Origin of the sequence: Planotetraspora mira (assembly GCF_016863275.1) — a bacterium.
In the GTDB taxonomy this organism is placed as follows: Bacteria; Actinomycetota; Actinomycetes; order Streptosporangiales; family Streptosporangiaceae; genus Planotetraspora; species Planotetraspora mira.
This window is the reverse complement of the sequence record NZ_BOOO01000026.1, coordinates 16682-36060: the sequence shown is the minus strand read 5'-3', so window position 1 is coordinate 36060 and position 19379 is coordinate 16682. Positions and strand designations below refer to the sequence as shown.

The following is a 19379-nucleotide window of genomic DNA, read 5'->3' as shown; positions in this document are numbered from 1 at the left end:
ATGACCGTCCCCGTCCACTGTTCGTACTTGGCGAGTGGGCCACCGCTCGGCTCACTCGGCCCAACACCCTACCGATGGACGGCCTCGCGCCGTCCATCGGCTCTCGGATGATCTCGCCGCGTTCGCGGGGTCCGCTCAGGTGATGTCGCGGCGGACCGTCGTGGCCGAGGCGACGACGGCGAACAGCAGTCCGTACGCGACGAGGACGAGCGCGCCGCCCCACGCGGGCAGCCATTCGGGCCTGCCGAGCCCGGTGTCGATGTCGATGCTCATCAGGGACTGGGCGGCCCCGCCCGGCAGCCACTTGCCCACCGAATGCAACGCCGGAATCGCGGTGAAGATGCTCTCGATCACATACGCCCACACCACCGCGCCGACGATGCCGGCGATCTGGTTGCGCACCAGCGCCCCGAGTCCGATGCCGAACAGCCCGTAGAGGGCCAGACTCGCCAGGATGCCGACGCTCACCTGGGGGATGCGCGTCTCCGCCAAGGAGAACTCCCCACCGGAGAGCAGCACCGTGGGGACCACCGTGGCGGCCTCGAACACCAGGATCACGAGTGCGAACAACAACCCGATCAGGAGACCGGTGATCAGCTTGGCGGCGATCACGCGCTCGCGACGTGGCGTGGTGAGGAAGGTTCCTGTGACCGTCTGGTAGCGGTACTCGGAGGTGATCATGACCACTCCGAGGATCATGACGAAGATCCCGCCGCTCGAGCCGACCGACCAGGCGACCTGGGCCCATTCCATGGTGTCCCGCTCGGGCAGGGCCGGCCCTCCGTTCTGGCTCACCCCGGCGAACGCGATGATGAAGGCCAGGTTGACCCCGACCAGGACGACCATGACGATCAGCATGATCCACCACAGGCGCGTGGTGAACAGCTTGCGCAGCTCCGCCTTGACGAGCCCGATCATCGCTCCCCCGTCAGCTCGAGAAAGACCTTCTGCAGGTCGGACCGTTCCTGGGTCACCTCGGTCAGCACGACGCGCCGGTCGAGCGCGATCTGCCCGACGGCCTCGGCGTCGATCCCCCGGACGCGCAGCAGGCCGTCCTCCACCCGCTCTACGGCGGCCCCCGCCGCCTCCAGCGCCGGAGCGAGATCCGCCGCGTTGGACGCCCGGACGCGGATGGCCGTGTCCCCGTTCGTGATGAGCTCCTTCAGGGTGCCCTGCCGTACGAGCCGGCCCTTGGCGATGATCACCACGTTGTCGACGGTCTGCTCGACCTCGGCGAGCACGTGGCTGGAGACCAGCACCGCGGCGCCCTGGTCGTGGGCCAGATGGCGGAGGAAGCCCCGGAGCCACTCGATCCCGGCGGGGTCGAGGCCGTTGGCGGGCTCGTCGAGAATGAAGATCTTGGGCCGGCCCAGCAGGGCGGACGACAGCGCGAGGCGCTGCCGCATGCCGAGCGAGAAGCCCCCTACGCGCTTGCCCGCGACGTCGGCGAGTCCGACCATTTCGAGGGACTCGCCGGCGCGCTGATCGGGCAGGCCCGCGGCGACGCACAGGATGCGCAGATGGTCGAGGGCCGTGCGGCCCGGATGGAAACTCGTGGCTTCGAGCACGGCCCCGACCTCGCTCACAGGCTGGGGCAGCGTGACATAGCGCCTGCCGTCGACGAGCGCCTCCCCCGAGTCGGGGGTGACCAGGCCGAGCAGGCTACGCAGCGTTGTCGTCTTACCGGCGCCGTTGGGACCGAGATAGCCGGTGACAGAGCCCGCCTCCACAGTGAAGGAAACCCCGTCGACCGCTTTCACCGAGCCGAACGACTTCGCAAGGTCGCGGATCTCAATGGCAGTCATCTCGGCGATTATCTTGTGGCCTGCGCGGCGTTTCCTCCTTCTTGATGATGATCCGCGGGAGTCAGAGCCGATACACCCGTCTGGCGTTGCCCGACCCGATCATGTGGGCGATCCTGGCCGCGTCCGCCGCGCTCCACTCCCCCTCGGCGATGCGGTCGGCGAGCACCCGCGCGAGCCCTCGCCGGTGGTACACCGCCCCGAGGAGGCACAACTCCGCGACCCCGTAGCAGTCGGAGCTGAACATCTGCTTGTGGAAGGGGACGAGCTCGAGCATCTCCCGGAGGACCGCGGCAGACCCCGCGGCCGTGTAGGTCAGCGCCAGGCCCACGTCGACGTAGACGTGCGGGAAGACCGCCGCCAGGTAGGCCGCCTGGCGGTGGAACGGGTAGCAGTGCAGCAGGACGACGGGCATCCCGGACGGCGCGACCGCCCGGATGAACCCCGTCAGCAGTGAGGGGTCCGAGCGGTGCAGGTCGAGGTCGGCGTCGCCGTAGCCGCAGTGGAACTGGAGCGGCAGGCTCCGCTCCCTCGCGACGTCGACCGCCGCCCAGAGCAGATGCCGCACCAGTACGGGGTCGGTGAGCCGCTCCTTGGGATCGGACAGCCGCCGGCCCGCGGAGGCGATCACGGCTCCCCTGGACGGCCGGGAGGGGTCGAATCCGAGCCCGCAGCGGTAGGCGGCGATCGACTTCAGCCCCACCGCGCGCGCGGCTCTGACGGCGAGCTCGTCGCGCAGCGCCTTCACGTAGCCCACGGCGGAAAGGCCGGCGGTGGCGACCTCCTGCTCGATCTGCTCCAGCCGGACCACCTCGTCGGCCGCCGCCCCGCCCGTCCGGCCCATCTCGGCCGCGCTGAGCAGCTCGGGCCGGTCGAGCCCGGTGTCCACCAGGAAGGCCGCGATGCCCGCCTTCCTCAGCAGCCGGCGGTTCACCTCGGCCGCGCCGAGTTCCGCCCTGCGGGACAGGTAGACCGCGGGCGACACGTGCGGCTCGAGGTCGAGAGCGGGGGCGCACCAGCGCCGGATCGCCATGCCCGCGGGAGTGTCGAAGTGCGTGGTGCCGGGCGGCGCGGGTGTGCCGGCCTCCGTGATCAGAGTCTCGAACTCCGACCTGGACAGGTCGTCGCGCCGTACGCCGTGACAGTGGTGGTCGACCATCGGGGCGACGAGCGCGGCACGGACCGGGTCGGGCAGGGGCACGGGCAGCGCGTCGTCCACTCTGATCTCCGGCACGGGAGTGGACTTTACGGCTCCACTCCCGTGCCGGCGCGGCTTTCGCGTCCCTCTTTACCTGCTTTACCCGGGCGGGCTCGGCGGGTTCACCCAGCCGGGCTCGGCGGGTTCAGCGGGCGAGCCGCAGGACGTTGGCGATGATCCGGGCCCCGGCGCCACCCTGCGTGGTGAGGATCGACTCGGGGTGGAACTGCACCCCGAAACGCCGGTTCTCCACGTCCTCGATCGCCATGGCCGCGCCGTCCTCGGTGGACGCGGTGACCGTGAACCCGCGCACGCCGGGCTCCTTGGCGTGCACCGAGTGGTAGCGGGCCGCGACGAACTCCTCCGGCAGGCCCTCCAGCAGCGCGCTCGGGCCCTCGCGGCGGACGTGGCCGCGCTTGCCGTGTTCGGGGTACGGCAGCAGCTCCAGCGTGCCGCCCGCGTGCTCGACCATCGCCTGGAGTCCCAGGCAGACGCCGAAGACCGGCAGGCCCTTGGCGTACACCGCCTCAATCAGGGCGGAGGCGCCGAAGTCGGACGGCCAGCCGGGGCCGGGCGAGAGCACGACCAGAGTGGGCGCGATCTCCTCGATCGTCTCCGGCGGGAAGCCGTGCCGCAAGGTCACGACGGAGGCGCCCTGCTGGCGGAAGTAATCGGCCAGGGTGTTGACGAACGAGTCCTCATAGTCGACCAAGAGCACCTTGTGGCCCTCGCCCGGCAGGTCGGCGGCCCTCTCCGGCGCGGTCTCCGCCCGGTCACGGCCGACGGCGGCCAGCGCGGCGAGCAGGGCACTGGCCTTGAGCTCGGTCTCCCGCTCCTCGGCCTCGGGGTCGGAGTCGTACAGCAGTGTCGCCCCCGCCCTGACCGCGGCGACCCCGTCGCGGATCTGGGCCGTCCGCAGGGTGAGGCCGGTGTTCATGGAGCCGTCGAAGCCGATGAAGCCGACGGCTCCGCCGTACCAGCGGCGGGTAGTCTCCTCGTGGTCCTCGATGAACTGCATGGCCCACGTCTTCGGGGCCCCCGTGACGGTGACGGCCCACATGTGGGTGAGGAACGCGTCGAGGGCGTCGAACTCGGGGCGCAGCCGGCCCTCGATGTGGTCGACGGTGTGGATCAGCCGGGAGTACATCTCGATCTGGCGGCGGCCGATGACCTTCACGCTGCCGGGGACGCAGATCCGCGACTTGTCGTTGCGGTCCACGTCGGTGCACATGGTCAGCTCGGACTCCTCCTTCACGCTGGACAGGAGGGTCCTGATGGCCTCGGCGTCCTCGACCGGGTCGGCACCTCTGGCGATCGTGCCGGAGATCGGGCACGTCTCGACCCGGTCTCCGGTCACCCGGACGTACATCTCGGGGGACGCGCCGACCATGTGCTCGCCGTCGCCGAGGTTGAGCAGGAACTCGTACGGCGCCGGGTTGCTCGTGCGCAGGGACCGGTAGAAGGCGGAAGGATCGGTGCAGGAGGAGTGGAAGACCTGGCCGGGGACCACCTCGAACAGGTCGCCGCGCTTGAACTTCTCCTTGGCCGTGGCGACGATCTCGGCGTACGTCCCCTTTTCCGGATTTTTCGGTATTTCGGTGGGAATGGTGAGCGGGAAGCTGTCGCCTGACCGTTCCATGCCCCTGGTGGAGACGCCGTCGACGGTGAAGTCGTAGGTGTACTCCATGCTCGTCTCGCGGACCCGGTCGATCACCACCAGCCGGTCGGGCAGGTGGAGCACGAGGTCACGCTGGTCGGCCGGGCGGCTGAGGCGGTAGCGGATCGGCTCGAACTGGAATGCCAGGTCGTAGCCGAACGCGCCGTAGAGCCCCAGGTGCGGGTCGTCGCCCCGGAAGGCGGCGATCACCTCGCGGATCGCGGTGAAGACCGTCGGCCGCCGGCTGCGGAACTCCTCGGGCAGCAGATCCTCCGACTCGGCCACGTGGACCTCGACGTGACCGGCGTCCGGCTCCGACACCGGCTTGCCCGCGGCGAGCAGGCAGGAGGCGATGACGGGCAGGACGACGCGGCCGCGCTCGTTGAGGGCGCGCGCCGAGATGCGCCGCCCCCTCGCCACGATCTCCACGCAGGGATCGACGTAGCCGAATGCCCAGCGGCTGTAGCGGCCCGGATAGTCCATTCCGGAGGAGAACGCCCCGCCACGGCGCTCCCCCAGGGCCGTCACGATCTCTTCGAGGGCCTCCTCGGACACCTCGCGCACGCCGCGCTCGACCCCGACGCCCCCTGCGGTGGTATATCCGCTGGTCTCCACTGTCTCGCCCCTTTAAGTCGTATGCCCCGGGGGCGGACACACATAAAAGGCCGCCTCTCGGGGCGGCCAGTCGATCTGCTCACAACGAACCCGCGCCGCCTGCTAGCGGCGCCACCACTGAAGGGCTGCGGAAGTTCGCATGCCGTAAGGGTAGCGGCGCGCGTCGTGATCAGGCAACGCCCCAATACGATCATGAAATCGGACAAACAGTACGATAGGCCCCAAGAAGACACAGAGTATTGATATTCTGTTACCAAGAGGTTAAGGAGGCAGCGTGGCTTACCTGCCTGTTCCCCGGCTACCCGTCCCACGGCTGCCGGTTCTCCCCCGGCCACCCGGCGTACCCGCTCGTCGTGTGCAGGTGCGGCGCGACATCCCCGTCCCCATGCCGGACGGGGTGGCGTTGCTGACCGACCACTACATCCCCGTCGGCGCCCCCCAGCCCCCGACCATCCTGATCCGCACACCGTACGGCCGGGCCGGGGTCTTCGGCTGGCTGTACGGCTGGACGTTCGCGCGGCAGGGGTTCCAGGTGATCATTCAGAGCTGCCGCGGCGGCTTCGGCTCCGGCGGCCTGCTCGACCCCCTGGGCGACGAGCGCGAGGACGGGCTCGCGACCGTCGGCTGGATGCGCGCCCAGCCGTGGTACGGCGGCAGCTTCGCCATGCACGGGCCCTCCTACCTCGGCTACAACCAGTGGGCGATCGCCTCGGAGACGCCCGATCTCGCGGCCATGGCGACCCAGGTCACCGCGTCGAACTTCCGGGACGCGGCGTACGTCGGCGGAGCGTTCGCACTGGAGTCCACGCTCATCTGGACCACGCTGACCACGCAGATGGAGGGCCGCCTGGGCGGCATGGCGGCGCTGACGGCCCCGTGGCGGACGCGGCGCGCCGTCCTGTCGGGACGCCCGCTGTCGGAACTCGACCTCGCGTCGGCGGGCCGGCCGATGCCGTTCTTCCAGGACCTGCTGGCCAATCACTCCGACCCGGCCTCGCCGTACTGGAAGAAGAGAGACTTCTCGGGCACCGTGGGCGAGGTGACGGCCGAGGTCACGATGACCGGCGGCTGGTACGACGTCTTCCTGCCGTGGCAGCTCAAGGACTACGCGGCGATGCGGGCGGCGGGGCGGCAGCCGTACCTCACGATCGGGCCGTGGTACCACGCCGACATCCGGCACGGAAGGGCGTCGAACATCGACGCGCTCGCCTGGTTCCGCGCCCACCTCATGGGCGACCCCTCCGGGCTGCGGGCGTCCCCCGTCCGGCTCTACGTGACCGGCGCGAACGAATGGCGGGACTTCCCGGACTGGCCGGTGGCGAGCACGCGGCCGGCCCGGTGGCACCTCCAGCCCGGTTTCGCGCTGTCGCGGGACAACCCGCAGGAATCCCCTCCCGACGCGTACCGGTACGACCCGGCCAACCCCACTCCGGTGATCGGCGGCCCCGTGCTCATCGGCAACTCCGAGCCGCGCGACAACCGGAGGCTGGAGTCCCGGAAGGACGTGCTCGTCTACACGTCGCACGTGCTGGCCGAGGACACCGACGTGATCGGGCCGGTGACGGCCGAACTGTACGTGCGGTCGAGCCGGGAGCACACCGACATGGTGGTGCGGGTCTGCGACGTGCACCCCGACGGGTCGTCGATGAACGTGTGCGAGGGTGTGAGGCGGCTGACGCCTTCGATCCCCTCGGACGGGGACGGCGTACGCCGGGTGGAGGTCGACCTGTGGCCGATCGGTCACCGGTTCCGCCGCGGCCACCGGATCCGCGTCCATGTGGCGAGCGGGGCCTACCCGCGGATCGCCCGCAATCCGGGGACCGGCGACCCGCTGCCCTTCGGCGCCACCATGTACCCCTCCGACCAGGAGATCCTGCACACCCCCGCCCACCCCAGCGCCGTGATCCTCCCCCACCTCTCCTGATTTGCGCGTGATCATGCACAGGTTCGGGAATCGCGACCGTGACCTGGGCTTTCTTCCGGCGTGATCATGCACAAGTTCGGCGTCGTGGACCCTGATCTGCGTGAACGCGCGCCGTGATCATGCGCAGATTCGTGGTCGTACGGTCTGACCTGCGAATTCTCAGATGGTGATCATGCACAGGGCGTCCGCGATCAGCTCCGGCGTGCGGCTTCGCCGTACACGACACACGTGGTGAGCCGGCACAGCTCTGGCAGACATGAGCGATCGGGGCATGCGGCAGCATTCGCGGACGGCCGGCGCGGACGGCCGGCGCGGACGGCCGGCGCGGACGGCCGGCGCGAGTGCATGATCACGGTCGGCATGGGCGCAGCTCACGAGCCTTGCCGCCGAACTTGTGCATGATCACGCCGGGAGAAAGCCCAGGTCACGACCGCAATTCCCGAACCTGTGCATGATCACGCCCGAGATCGACGCAGGTCAATCCGTGCGATACCGAATCTCTGCATGATCACGGCGGGAGGACGGGCAGGTCATGGCGGGGGTTCACGAACCTGTGCATGATCACGGCGGGGGGGGTTGGAAATGGGAGGAGGGTCGCTCGTCGCGGCAACACGACCGTTTGGCGATCAGTGATCCCTCACTTTCACTGCGGACTTTACGCTGCGGAGCAGTCCGTGTCCGAAGGAGCATGCGATGACCACACCCCGCACTGATCGCAGTCCATGGAACTGGTTGCTCCTGCTGCCGATCGCCATTCCCCTGATACCAGCCCTGTTCAATGCGGTTGAGCCGCGGTTGTTCGGCATCCCGCTGTTCTACTGGTTACAACTCAGCTTCGTCCTCGTCAGCGTCGCCGCGACCCTGGTCGTCTATCACATGACGAGGAGGGCCCGATGACCACCGAGATCGTCATCTTCACCGTCCTCTTCCTGATCGTCAGCGGCATGGGCTTCGTGGCCTCCCGCTGGCGGCGGCCCGACGACATCGCCAGCCTGCACGAATGGGGGCTCGGCGGCCGCAACTTCGGCTCGTGGATCACGTGGTTCCTCGTGGGAGGCGACCTCTACACGGCCTACACGTTCGTGGCAGTGCCCGCCCTGCTGTTCGGCGCCGGCGCGACGGGCTTCTTCGCCGTGCCGTACACGGTGATCGTCTATCCCCTGGTCATGATCGTGCTGATCCGGCTCTGGTCGGTGTCGCACGTGCACGGGCTCGTCACCCCGGCGGACTTCGTGCGGGCGAGGTTCGGATCGCCGACCCTGGCCCTGCTCGTCGCCATCACCGGCATCGTCGCGACCATGCCGTACATCGCGCTCCAGCTCGTCGGCATCGAGGCGGTCCTCAAGACGATGGGGGTGACCGGTGACCTGCCGCTCATCATCGCCTTCGCGATCCTGGCCGCCTACACCTACCAGTCCGGGCTGCGCGCCCCCGCGCTGATCGCCTTCGTCAAGGACGCGCTCATCTACGTGGTGATCCTCGTGGCGGTCATCTACATCCCCACGCAGCTGGGCGGCTGGGGATCGATCTTCGACGCTGCCCAGGCCAAGTTCGACAAAACCCCCGCGGCCACCGACGGCATCCTGCTCAACGCCAACAACCAGCTCCAGTACGTCACGCTCGCGCTGGGTTCGGCGTTGGCGCTGTTCCTCTACCCCCACAGCGTCACGGGCGTCCTGGCCTCCAAGAACCGCGACGTCATCAAGCGCAACATGTCCGCGCTGCCCGCCTACAGCGTGCTGCTCGGCCTGATCGCGCTGCTCGGCTACATGGCCATCGCCGCGGGGGTGACGCCCATCGGCACCGACGTGAACACGGTCGTGCCGCAGCTGTTCGACAAGATGTTCCCCGACTGGTTCGCCGGGGTGGCGTTCGCCGCGGTCGGCATCGGTGCGCTCGTACCGGCCGCGATCATGTCGATCGCCGCCGCCAACCTGTTCACCAGGAACATCTACCGGGAGTACATCAAGCGGGACGCCACGGACGCGCAGCAGGCGTCGGCCAGCAAGATCGCCTCGCTGGTCGTGAAGGTCGGCGCCGTGCTGTTCATCCTGCTCATCGATCCGCAGTTCTCGATCGACCTGCAGCTGATCGGCGGCGTCATCATCCTCCAGACGCTTCCGTCCGTCGCCCTCGGGCTGTTCACCCGCTGGTTCCACCGGGCCGGCCTGATCGCCGGATGGATCGCCGGCATGGGGGCGGGCGTGCTGATGCTCTACAACATCGCCAACCCCGCGACCAACCACGCCCACTTCGGCAGCTCGGCGTTCGCCCTGTCCAAGCTGGGCCTGGACACCAAGATGACGATCTACGCCGGCTTCCTCGCGCTCGCCGTCAACCTGATCGTCGCGCTGCTCGGCACGGTCATCGCCAAGTCCGCCAAGGTCGCCGACGGTCCGGACGCCACCCGTACGGACGACTACACGGCCGACCAGGGCGACCCCCGTGTCCACGACCTGGAGGTCTCCAGCTCCACATGACGCCGCACGGGACGGCCACCTGACATCCGGCGCGGCCCGGTGACCTGGACGGGTCACCGGGCCGCCGCAGCCATCGATCTGATCATGGAAACACCGGGTGATCGAGGCACAATCCCGCCATGACCCCTGTTTCAGGGGCCGGTAGGCATCTCAGGACCGCCTGTCCCGGTTCAGCGAGCGGGTGTCACATCCTGCGGGGCGGAATCGTCGTTCATACCGTGTCCCCACATGCTCAATGTGGCGTAAAAAGGGCACGCATCTAGGGCAACCGATTCCGGGACCAGGAGAGCATGAGCATGGCTGAACGGAAGAGAGTGGTCGTCGTCGGAGGCGGTTTCGCCGGCTTCACCGCCGCCAGGACCCTTGCCCGGATCACGCGGGGGACGGCGGAGATCGTCCTGATCAACCCGACCGACTACTTCCTCTACCTCCCGCTGTTACCGGAGGTCGCCGCCGGGATCCTCGACCCGCGCAAGGTCGCGATCCCGTTGTCCGGCAACTGCCCGGGCGTACGGCACCTGCTCGCCACTGTGGACTCCGTCGACGTGCAGGCCCGGCGCTTGACCTGCACCGACCCGGAGGGAACCTCCCGGGAGCTCGAGTACGACCGGCTGGTTCTCGCGGTCGGCAGCGTCAACAAGCTGCTCCCCATCCCGGGGGTCGCCGACCACGCCCACGGTTTCCGCAGCATCGGCGAGGCTCTCTACCTGCGCGATCACCTCATCCGTCAGATCGAGCTCGCCGACGCCTCCGACGATCCGGAGGAGCGCAGGGCCCGCTGCACGTTCGTCGTCGTCGGCGCCGGATACACCGGCACCGAGGTCGCGGCCCAGGGCCAACTGCTGACCCGGGACGCGCGCCGGCACCGGCCTGGTCTGAGCGACCAGCCGCTCCGCTGGATCCTCGCCGACCTCGCCCCGCGCATCCTGCCCGAACTCGACGAGCACCTGTCCCGGACCGCGCACCGGACCCTGGTCAAGCGCGGGATGGAGATCCGCACCGGCACGAGCGTGTCGGAGGCGACCGCCGAGGGGGTCAAGCTCTCCGACGGGGAGTTCGTGCCGACCCGGTCGCTGATCTGGTGCGTGGGCGTGCGACCGGATCCCTTCGTCGAGTCACTGGGCCTGCCCACGGAGAAGGGCCGTCTGCTGACGGACGAGTACCTGAACGTCCCCGGCCATCCGGAGCTGTTCGCCTGCGGGGACGCCGCGGCGGTGCCGGACCTGACCAACCCCGGCCAGTACACCGCGATGACCGCCCAGCACGCCTCCCGTCAGGGCAAGCGGGTCGCGCACAACGTCGCCGCCTCCCTGGGCATGGGCAGGCGGGAGCCGTACAAGCACGGCGACCTCGGGTTCGTCGTCGACCTGGGCGGGGTCAAGGCGGCGGCCAACCCGCTGGGCGTGCCGCTGTCCGGCCTCCCGGCGAAGGCCGTCACCCGGGGATACCACCTGCTCGCCGTCCCGGGCGGCCGGGCGCGCATCGCCGGCAACTGGCTGCTCGACGCGCTGCTGCCCCGCCAGACGGTGCAGCTCGACCTGGTGCACGGCCAGGCCGTCCCGCTCGCCGGAACAACTCCCGAACGACCGGACGAACCCACCGGCTGACCCCTGTCCTCGCGTAAACGATCGACGGCGCGCCGACTCCGGTAGTGTGCGCGACGCGGACGTTCCACCCAGGCGAGGAGGTGGCGAAGGTGGACGAGGCGGGCGCGCCACTGGTGCCGGGATACGAGGTGCTCGGCCTCCTCGGCCAGGGCGGGTTCGGCGTCGTCTACCGGGCCAGGCAGCTCGCGGTGGGTCGCGAGGTCGCCCTGAAGATCGACAATCGGGTGCTGGTCTCCGAGCGCGACCAGCGGCGGTTCATGCGCGAGGTGACGGCGGCGGGCGCCCTGTCGGGGCACCCCCACGTGGCCGACATCTACGACGCGGGCGTGCTCCCCGACGGCCGGCCGTACATGGTGCTGGAACTGTGCCCCGGCGGATCGCTGGCGGACCAGCTGAAGCGCAACGGCCCGCTGGGCGTCCACGAGGTCCGCGACATCGGAATCAAGATCGCCGACGCGCTCGCCGCCGCCCACGCGAGCGGAGTGCTGCACCGGGACGTCAAGCCGGCCAACATCCTGATCAACTCTTACGGGATGGTGGCCCTGACCGACTTCGGGCTGGCCACACGGCCGGGGGGCGATCCCGCGCGGAGCGAGATGTCGGTGACCAGGGAGTCGCTCACCCCCGCGTACGCCCCTCCGGAGGCCTTCGACCTGACCGAGCCCACCGCCGCCGGGGACGTGTACGCGCTGGCCGCCACCCTCTACGCGCTGTTGCAGGGCAGGCCGCCCCGCTTCCCCGAAGGCGGTGTGGTCAACCTCGCGGTGATCATGGTGTTGCATCGGCGGCCCATCCCCGAGATCCCCGGCGTTCCGCCGGCGTTGACCGCCGTGCTCAGGCACGCCATGGCCACTGATCCCGCGCAGCGCATCCAGACGCCCGCCGAGTTCCGCGACGCGCTGGCCGCCCTGGACGTCGACGGCTCGTCCATGTCCCCCGGGTCTCCCATGTCTTCCGGATCTCCCGTGTCTTCCGGGCCTTACGGCGTCCGCGGGGCGTCGTCGACGGCGAACCCGGCCGCGCCGCCCTACGCCATGACCGGTCCTGGCGCCGGGCGGCCGTCGGCGGACCCGCAGTCGACGGGGCCGGGGCTGCTCTCCGAGGCGGGCAGACCCCACACCGTCCCATCCGGTCTGCCGTCAGGAGGCTCGCGGCAGTCGACGATCTTCGCGGTCGTGGCCGCGGTGTTCGCGCTTCTGCTCGCCGCCGGGATCGGCGTCCTGATCATCGACCGTCTCGGACCGCCGCCACCCCGCGCGGGGCAGCCACCAGGGCCGCCGCCGGGGCAGCCCGGAGGCCCGCCGCCGCCCAACTACGAGGTCCCCGTCACCTCCACCGGCTGTCCGGCCTCCACCGCCGCGGGTGTGATGGGAGCCGCGTGCGTCGTCAAGCCGGAGTGCTGGCACGGACTGACGTCGGTCGCGGGGGACACGACCGCGCGGCCCGCGTCCTGCGACGGCCCGCACTCCTGGGAGACCTTCGCCATCGCGCCCCTGCCCCTCGACCTGACCACGAGCGACCAGGAGACGGTGGCCCAACACCCCGCCGTGGCCGGCCTGTGCACCATGGACATCCTGCTCAGGTCGCGGCACGGCGCCGCGGCGAAACTGACACCCGACAGGTGGGAGGTCGACGTGCTGCCGCCGAGCGCCGCCCGGTTCGCGGCGGGTTCCCGGGTCTACCGCTGCATCGGTCACGTGACCGGCAAGGACACGACGGGCAGCGCCTTCACCGTCCCGAACTGACCGGGCTGGAAGACGCGCGGCCTCGGCCGTCCCGAGCCGACGAGGCGAAGCGCATCCTCGCCGTCCGCGCTGACCGGGCCGGACGAGGACGAACGGCTACCGCTGCCGTCCGGCCAGTTCGGTGAGCTCCGCGAGGCCGTCCCTCAGGTAGTCGATGAGGTCCCAGACGTCGGGGACCATCTCCCTGTCGACGACGATGCCGAAGTCGATCCGGCCGTCGTAGGAGAACACCGTGATGTTGATCCCGCCGCTCACATCGGTGATCACCGACATCGGGTACTGGGCCAGCACCCGCCCGCCGCAGATGTAGAGGGGCGACTGGGGCCCCGGGACGTTGGAGATGAGCAGGTTCACCGCGGGAGCCGTACGGGATGCGAGCCGGAAGGCCGAGCGGTTGGCGAGGGCGCTCAGCGCGGCCGGCATGGCCTGGCTGAACTCCAGCAGCCACGTCGCCGGAGCCGCCGCGAACCGCTCCTTCACGAGCTTCATGGCCTGGTTGACCGACTTCAGGCGCTCCTCCGGGTCGGCGACGTCGGTCGGGATCGTCGTCATCGCCAGCATGACCTCGTTGGCGAGGGAGTCGTCGGGCAGTTCCCCCCGGGTCGAGATGGGGATGCCTGCGACCAACGGCAGGCGGGGCAGTTCGTCTCGTTTGTCCAGCCAGCGCCGCAGGGCCGTCGCGCACAGCGCCAGCACGACGTCGTTGACGGTGACGCCGAAGGCGTTCTTGACGTGCTTGACCTCCGCCAGCGGGAGCGCGCCGAACGCGAACCTGCGGTGTTCCGACACCCGTCCGGAGAACGGCGTGCGCGGCACCGACATCCGCGGCAGTCCCGGCAGGTCGGTGCCGCCGCGGATCAGGCGGGCCAGCATCCCGGCGCCCGGGATCTGGGAGACGATCGGCACCTCGTCCAGCCTCGAAACGGCCTCGCCGAAGAACCGCATCAGGGCCAGCGGGTTGTCCAGAACCCGGGCGACGCCCCTGATGATCATCTCGAGGGGTTCGGGGGCGCGCTCCGCCGACTCCCAGACCGGCACGTCGGGCGTGTCCTCCAACGGCGGGACCTCCCGCGGCTCCGGGGTGAAGTCCATGAGCGCCGCCAGCACCTCGGCGCCGGTCACGCCGTCGACGGCCGAATGATGCACCTTGGTGTAGACCGCCACCCGTCCGCCCGCGAGCCCGTGGATCAGGTAGAGCTCCCAGAGCGGGCGCCGCCGGTCGAGCCGCCTGCTGTGCAGCCGGGCGGCCTGGGCGGCGAGCTGGTGATCGCTGCCCGGCGGCGCCAGCGCGAGCTCGCGGACGTGGTAGTCGAAGTCGACCTCCTCGTCCTCCGCCCAGTAGGGGTGATCGAGACCCAGCGGCACCTCCACCAGACGGCGCCGCAGCGGCGGCGCGAGGTGGAGCCGCTCGCGGAGCAGGCCGACCAGATCGCCCCGGGTGATCACCCCTCCGGGCGCGGTCGACGGGTCGAGGATGGTGAGCCCCGCGATGTGCGCGAGGTTCGTGGCCGTCTCGAAGTTGAGGAACTGCGCGTCGAGGGCGCTGAGCTGCCGTCCCATGACCTACTCCCTGCCCCGAAATCCGACCTTGGACCGCCGCCGCACCGCGCCCGTCTCCGGATGGTGAAATCGGAGGGCGGGCCCGGTGCGGGCGACGGTCGCCAGCCTAGACGCGCAGCAGGAAGATCTGCTGGGTGCCGTCCCGCTGGGTGCGGGTGGCCCGCCGATCGCTGGTGAAGACCACGAAGCCGTCGCCTGCGGACGGGAAGGTGCCGTTGCCGAGGGTGCTGAGCTGCACCGGCGCCGTCCATCCCCTGGTCCGGTCGAGCCGGGACGTGAAGAGCTTCCACCGCCAGTCGGCGGAACGGGTGTCGTACCAGACCGCGTGGACCGAGCCGTCCGACCCCTGGCTCAGGCTGGGACGCTGGCTGATCGCATCCGGGTTCAGCCCGACCGGCTCGGAGGCCGACCAGGTCCTGCCCCCATCGGCCGACCGGCAGGCGCGCAGGGACAGGTTCGCCCCCGAGCTCTGCAGCTTCTTGGTCTCCCACATGATCACGAACGCGCCGTCGCGGTCCCTGGCGATGGCCGGGTGCCGGTCCGCCGTGTCCGTGGCGGCGCTCACCTGCACGGGCGTCGTCCAGTCGCGTCCCTTGGCGTCGCGAACGCTCGCCACGATCTGCCAGTTGTCCGGGTCGGTGCCGCCACCGGCGGGCTGGCCGGCGGGCGGGGTGTGCCCCGTCCACAGCGGGTCGGGGTCGAACCGGTTGTCCTGCCAGGTGACCACGACGCTCTTGTCTTCACCGACGGCGATCGCGGGGAACAGCGAGGCCGGGTACCGCGGCGACCGCGCGTCCGTGGCGGGCGTGCCCGCGGTGACGGTCTTGCCCGGCGCCGACAGGTTGACGGGGGCCTCGTCGACGCCGATCACCTGCGCGTAGACGTCGAACGCGCCGCCGTCGTTGTCGGCCCAGGCGACGACGGCGTGCCTGCCGTCCAGGACCGAGACCGCCGGGTGGATCGCCCGGCCCTGGGTGTCGGTGAGGCGGACGGCCGGCTCGAAGGAACGCCCCCCGTTCCGGCTGTGGCGCAGGAAGATCTGCGACCGGTGCGGCCGTTCCTGGCCCCGCGAGTCCTGCCACACGACCCAGACGTCGTCGCCCGACGCCGCCACCCGCGGAGAGCAGGCGGTGGGTGAGCCCGCCGACAGTTCCAGCGTGTGGGCGGAGTGCCCGTGCGACTCCACCCGGCGGTAGACGACGGAGGTCCGGTGGTCCCGATGGACCTGGGCGACGACATGGGCGACCCCGCCGTGCCCGGCGACGTCGGCGAAGCCCGCGAACTCACCGGTCTCGCCGAGCACCAGGGACGCCCGGTCGTCGCGGGTCTCCGCGAGGGGAAGGGCGATCTCCGGAGCCGGTACGGCCGGCGCCTTCAGGGAGACGAACACCGGCGAGGTGGCCGCCCGCAACTGGTCGGGGAGCGTCGGGTCGGCGTCCACCCCCGACGGGTCGCCCGGCGCGCGGACCTCGGCCCGGAACCAGTTGTGCGTGCCGTCGAGGGTGAAGGGGACGAGATACGTCTGGTCGGCCGAGCCGGGGGTGAAGGTCGCCAGCGGGCCGGCCGTACGGCCAGGGGACGCGTAGACGAGGACCTTGGCGCCGGCGCCGCCGCGGATGCGCACGCGGAGGCGGGCCTTCTTCGGCAGACGGCGGTCACGGACGATCACCTCGTCTCCCCCGATGGCCTCGAACACGCCGTCACCGTCGACGTCGGCCTCGATCGTGACGAACGCCCCCTGAGGGGTGGCCGAGACCGCCGTGCGCCCGGCGCGGATCGCGTCGAGGATCCCGCGCACCGAGCGCTCGGCCGCGAACACCCAGGTGGTCGGCTGGCCGGGGCTCGCCTTCCCCCACACCTCGCGGAAGTGGCAGTCGCTCGCCCCGACCGCGCCGAAGCGGAACCCCTTGTTCCATCGGTTCTCGGCGTAGTCGATCTCAGCGTCCGGGTCGGAGGCGACGTTCCACACCTCGACCGTGTTCACTCCCTGAGCGCTGGCGTTGTCGTTGGGACCCGCTTCGCGGGTGTACTCGCCGTCGTCGGGGTGGGCCGTCCCCCACGACGCGTCCTGTGCGTGCGCGTCCCAGATCGACTGCTGGACGTGCCGGAACGCAGCGGAGCCGGGCGGGTTCGCCCCGTCCACGATGGTGTCGACCGCTCCGAGGACGGTGGCGTGCGGGGAGCCGTTCGCCTCCTCCCCCGGGATCAGGAGCAGCTTCGACGAGTGCCACTGGGGGTCCCAGTGCTGGTCGTAGGTGCGGTGGTCGGTCAGCGGCAGGAAGTCCAGCCCGACCCGCTCCGCCTCGCCGATCTGGTCGCTGACGGGGAGGTTCCCCGGCAGAGCCTGCTTGGAGGTCTGGCGGGGGAGACTGCCGTCGGCCGAGTGGTCGTCGTGCGCGTGGGTCTCCCCCGCCAGCCACTCCCCTCGCGGCGCCGCCTTCTTCGACTGTGCGGAGGCCGTCGACTGGGCGGTCGCGGCCTGTGCGGCCGCCTGCTCCACGGAAAGTCCGGCGGCCGCGACCGCCGTTCCTCCGACGACCATGAACCGCCTTCTGTTCAGCTCCATTGACGTTCCCCATCTGTTGCCGGCGCCGAGGTGATCCCGGAGGTGAAACCCGTCGAACGCTAGCCAGCCCACTCCCGTCCAAGCTGAATGCCACCAAAATCCTGAATGTCCGATTTATTAATCACTAGGACACCCCCACCCCCCGCCGTGATCATGCACAGGTTCGTGATCAAGCGCCTTGAACTGCCCTGTCCTTCACCGTGATCATGCACGGGTTCGGAGAAGTGGCCACTGACCTGCTCATTCACGTTTCGTGATCATGTGCAGGTTCTGGATCAGCATCCTCGACCTGCGGCGATGTCATCCGTGACCATGCACGGAATCCCCGATGTGGGCCCTGGGCAGGCGAAACGATGCTCGTGATCATGCAATCGCTACTGCGCCCCATCACAAGGGCCCCCGATTCGTCGCGGCGGCGAACCTGCATGCCGCAGAGCTACGGCCGTTCCGGCGTACTCATGGATGGCCCTGATCCAGGCCAAGGGAGGCAGGCCGATCGCCCAGCCGTACATGATCACGGGTATGGGAAGCGCAGGCCAGGCGGCGCGTTCCCGAAACCGCGCATGATCACGGTGGAGACGACACCAGGCCAAGGCCCATGATCCCGAATCTGTGCATGATCACGAACGGTGAAGGGGCAGGTCGGCGGCCACTTTTCCGAACCTGTGCATGATCACGGCGAGGGAAAGGGCAGGTCGGGGCGCTTGATCACGAACCTGTGCATGATCACGCGCGGAGGAGGGTGAGGAGGGCGGCGGAGAGGATTGCCAGGGCTGTGCCGAGGAAGATCATTCCGGCGAGGAATCCGTTGCCCGTCGCGTTGTCGATGCGGACCCGGGTGGGCCTGGCCGGGTCGTACAGAACCGGGACCTTGTCCCCCGGCATGGCCGGAGGCGGCGTGCCTCCCAGCGGGGACTCGGCCTCCACCCGCTGGCCGTAGACCGTCGTGAAGCGCACTGTCGGGTGGTAGACGATGCGGCCGTTGCGGGACCGGCTCGGGCGCAGCCGGACGACCTCCCCTTCCACGCGCTCGGCGCGCCTGCGAAACCGGCGGGCGCCGATGCCCAGCCCGCCGCCGACCAGAGCGGTGACGACGCCGACGACGCCGAGAACGAGGGGGAACAGGATGTCCGGTGGCACGTTCGCACCGTAGGGCGTCGGGCTTGCCCCCGGCTTGCGATCGCCTTGCCCGGCCGGCAGCTTCCCCGGAAACGGTCAGGGTCGCAGGCGCATCAAGGTCTCGGCCACGTCGAACACCGACTCACCCAGATCGAAGCGGCTGAACAGATGGATCTGCTCCCCCGCGTCGATCTCAAGCAGCTCGGTGGTCAGGCCGTAGCGCCGGCGGCTGTCCACCCGGATCCTGTCGACGTCGTTCCAGGAGATCCGCTCCTTGCCGGCGAGCCCGGTGACGATCAGCCCGTCGTCCCCCACGGCCAGCCGTACGGGCGCGAAGAGATCACGGAACACGAGCACGGCGAACCCGACGGCGGCGATTCCGGCAAGCAGAAGCTGCCGGCGGTCACCGATGAGCGCCAGCCCCACGCAGACGGCTACGCCGGCGGCCTTCAGAACAGTGACCTGCCAGGGCACCCGCCATTCGTGCCGCGGCCCCTCAACATCAGCCACCGTGAGAGCGTAACCCCTCGGAGACCCGTCCGCAGATCTTGCCCCACGCCGTGGCGTCCCCAGAGCCCGGTGACGGCTATGTCACCGGGAGGATCCTGGCCTCGACGACACGGCCGTCCTCGACGTCGAGGACGCCCACGGTGCCCTTCGGCTGCCTGCGGCGGTCGGTCGGAGAGCCCGGGTTGAAGATCCGGACGCCGTCGCCCGTCAGGTCCATCGGGATGTGCGAGTGGCCGAAGACGACGAGGTCCGCGCCAGGGAACCGGTGGCGCATCCTGGCAGTCCGCCCCGTGGCCTGCCCGCTGTCGTGGATCATCGCGATCCGTAGGCCGTCGACCTGGAGTTCCAGGGTCTCCGGCGCGCCCCACGCGGCCACGTCCGGCCCGTCGTTGTTGCCCAGCACCGCCCGGACGGGCGCGTACGCCGTGAGCTCGACCAGCACCTCCGCCGTGCAGACGTCTCCGGCGTGCAGGATCAGATCGGCCCCGCGAAGATGCTCCGCCACCGCCGGCGGGCAGGACTTCCACCGTCGCGGGGCGTGGGTGTCCGACAGGACCACGAGCCTCATCGTTCCATCCTCCTCGAACCGCCCGCGG

Annotated in this window: 14 protein-coding genes; 5 read left to right on the top strand and 9 right to left on the bottom strand. The window is 70.1% G+C overall.

From position 1 onward, the window contains the following. Nucleotides 1–135 precede the first annotated feature (135 nt). The 4 genes from Pmi06nite_RS23960 to Pmi06nite_RS23945 all read right to left on the bottom strand — a co-directional run bounded on the left by Pmi06nite_RS23960 (nt 136) and on the right by Pmi06nite_RS23945 (nt 5272). Nucleotides 136–918 carry an ABC transporter permease gene (locus Pmi06nite_RS23960; protein ID WP_203955345.1) on the bottom strand — a complete coding sequence of 261 codons (783 nt, stop codon included), beginning with the start codon at nt 916–918 and terminating at the stop codon, nt 136–138. Continuing rightward, the gene (locus Pmi06nite_RS23955) at nt 915–1805 is read right to left on the bottom strand and encodes an ABC transporter ATP-binding protein (protein ID WP_203955344.1); all 891 of its coding nucleotides are present in this window, start codon (nt 1803–1805) and stop codon (nt 915–917) included. The genes Pmi06nite_RS23960 and Pmi06nite_RS23955 overlap by 4 nt, the downstream gene beginning before the upstream one ends. A 61-nt stretch (nt 1806–1866) precedes the next feature. Further along, nucleotides 1867–3036: an amidohydrolase family protein gene (locus Pmi06nite_RS23950; RefSeq protein ID WP_239114165.1), complete on the bottom strand. Its 1170-nt coding sequence runs from the start codon at nt 3034–3036 to the stop codon at nt 1867–1869. A 109-nt stretch (nt 3037–3145) separates the two neighbouring features. Next, a complete protein-coding gene (locus Pmi06nite_RS23945; protein ID WP_203955343.1) occupies nt 3146–5272 on the bottom strand; it encodes an anthranilate synthase component I in 2127 nt (708 codons plus the stop codon). A gap of 274 nt (nt 5273–5546) precedes the next feature. Here Pmi06nite_RS23945 and Pmi06nite_RS23940 point away from each other — a divergent pair, with 274 nt between their 5' ends. From Pmi06nite_RS23940 to Pmi06nite_RS23920, 5 genes are all read left to right on the top strand, one after another. Further along, the gene (locus Pmi06nite_RS23940; protein ID WP_308442526.1) at nt 5547–7196 is read left to right on the top strand and encodes a CocE/NonD family hydrolase; all 1650 of its coding nucleotides are present in this window, start codon (nt 5547–5549) and stop codon (nt 7194–7196) included. Between the two features lie 693 nt (nt 7197–7889). Next, nucleotides 7890–8093 (top strand): DUF3311 domain-containing protein, encoded by a 204-nt coding sequence (locus Pmi06nite_RS23935; protein WP_203955342.1) that lies wholly within the window; start codon nt 7890–7892, stop codon nt 8091–8093. After that, complete coding sequence (gene mctP / locus Pmi06nite_RS23930) at nt 8090–9676, top strand: monocarboxylate uptake permease MctP (protein ID WP_203955341.1); 1587 nt, start codon at nt 8090–8092, stop codon at nt 9674–9676. Before Pmi06nite_RS23935 ends, mctP begins: the two co-directional genes overlap by 4 nt. A gap of 296 nt (nt 9677–9972) precedes the next feature. Next, the gene (locus Pmi06nite_RS23925; protein ID WP_203955340.1) at nt 9973–11283 is read left to right on the top strand and encodes an NAD(P)/FAD-dependent oxidoreductase; all 1311 of its coding nucleotides are present in this window, start codon (nt 9973–9975) and stop codon (nt 11281–11283) included. 80 nt (nt 11284–11363) lie between these two features. After that, entirely contained in the window at nt 11364–13028 is a 1665-nt protein-coding gene (locus Pmi06nite_RS23920; protein WP_203955339.1) for a serine/threonine-protein kinase, read from the top strand. 96 nt (nt 13029–13124) lie between these two features. Here Pmi06nite_RS23920 and Pmi06nite_RS23915 read toward each other — a convergent pair whose 3' ends face one another. The 5 genes from Pmi06nite_RS23915 to Pmi06nite_RS23895 all read right to left on the bottom strand — a co-directional run bounded on the left by Pmi06nite_RS23915 (nt 13125) and on the right by Pmi06nite_RS23895 (nt 19351). Further along, nucleotides 13125–14588 (bottom strand): WS/DGAT/MGAT family O-acyltransferase, encoded by a 1464-nt coding sequence (locus Pmi06nite_RS23915; RefSeq protein ID WP_203955338.1) that lies wholly within the window; start codon nt 14586–14588, stop codon nt 13125–13127. Between the two features lie 106 nt (nt 14589–14694). Then, the gene (locus tag Pmi06nite_RS23910; RefSeq protein WP_203955337.1) at nt 14695–17154 is read right to left on the bottom strand and encodes a CehA/McbA family metallohydrolase; all 2460 of its coding nucleotides are present in this window, start codon (nt 17152–17154) and stop codon (nt 14695–14697) included. A 726-nt stretch (nt 17155–17880) separates the two neighbouring features. Further along, a complete protein-coding gene (locus Pmi06nite_RS23905; protein ID WP_203955336.1) occupies nt 17881–18294 on the bottom strand; it encodes a DUF3592 domain-containing protein in 414 nt (137 codons plus the stop codon). Nucleotides 18295–18369: 75 nt separating this feature from the next. Then, nucleotides 18370–18783, bottom strand: coding sequence for a PH domain-containing protein (locus tag Pmi06nite_RS23900; RefSeq protein WP_203955335.1), 414 nt, complete (start codon nt 18781–18783; stop codon nt 18370–18372). Between the two features lie 76 nt (nt 18784–18859). Continuing rightward, complete coding sequence (locus tag Pmi06nite_RS23895; protein ID WP_203955334.1) at nt 18860–19351, bottom strand: metallophosphoesterase family protein; 492 nt, start codon at nt 19349–19351, stop codon at nt 18860–18862. Between the last annotated feature and the right edge of the window lie 28 nt (nt 19352–19379).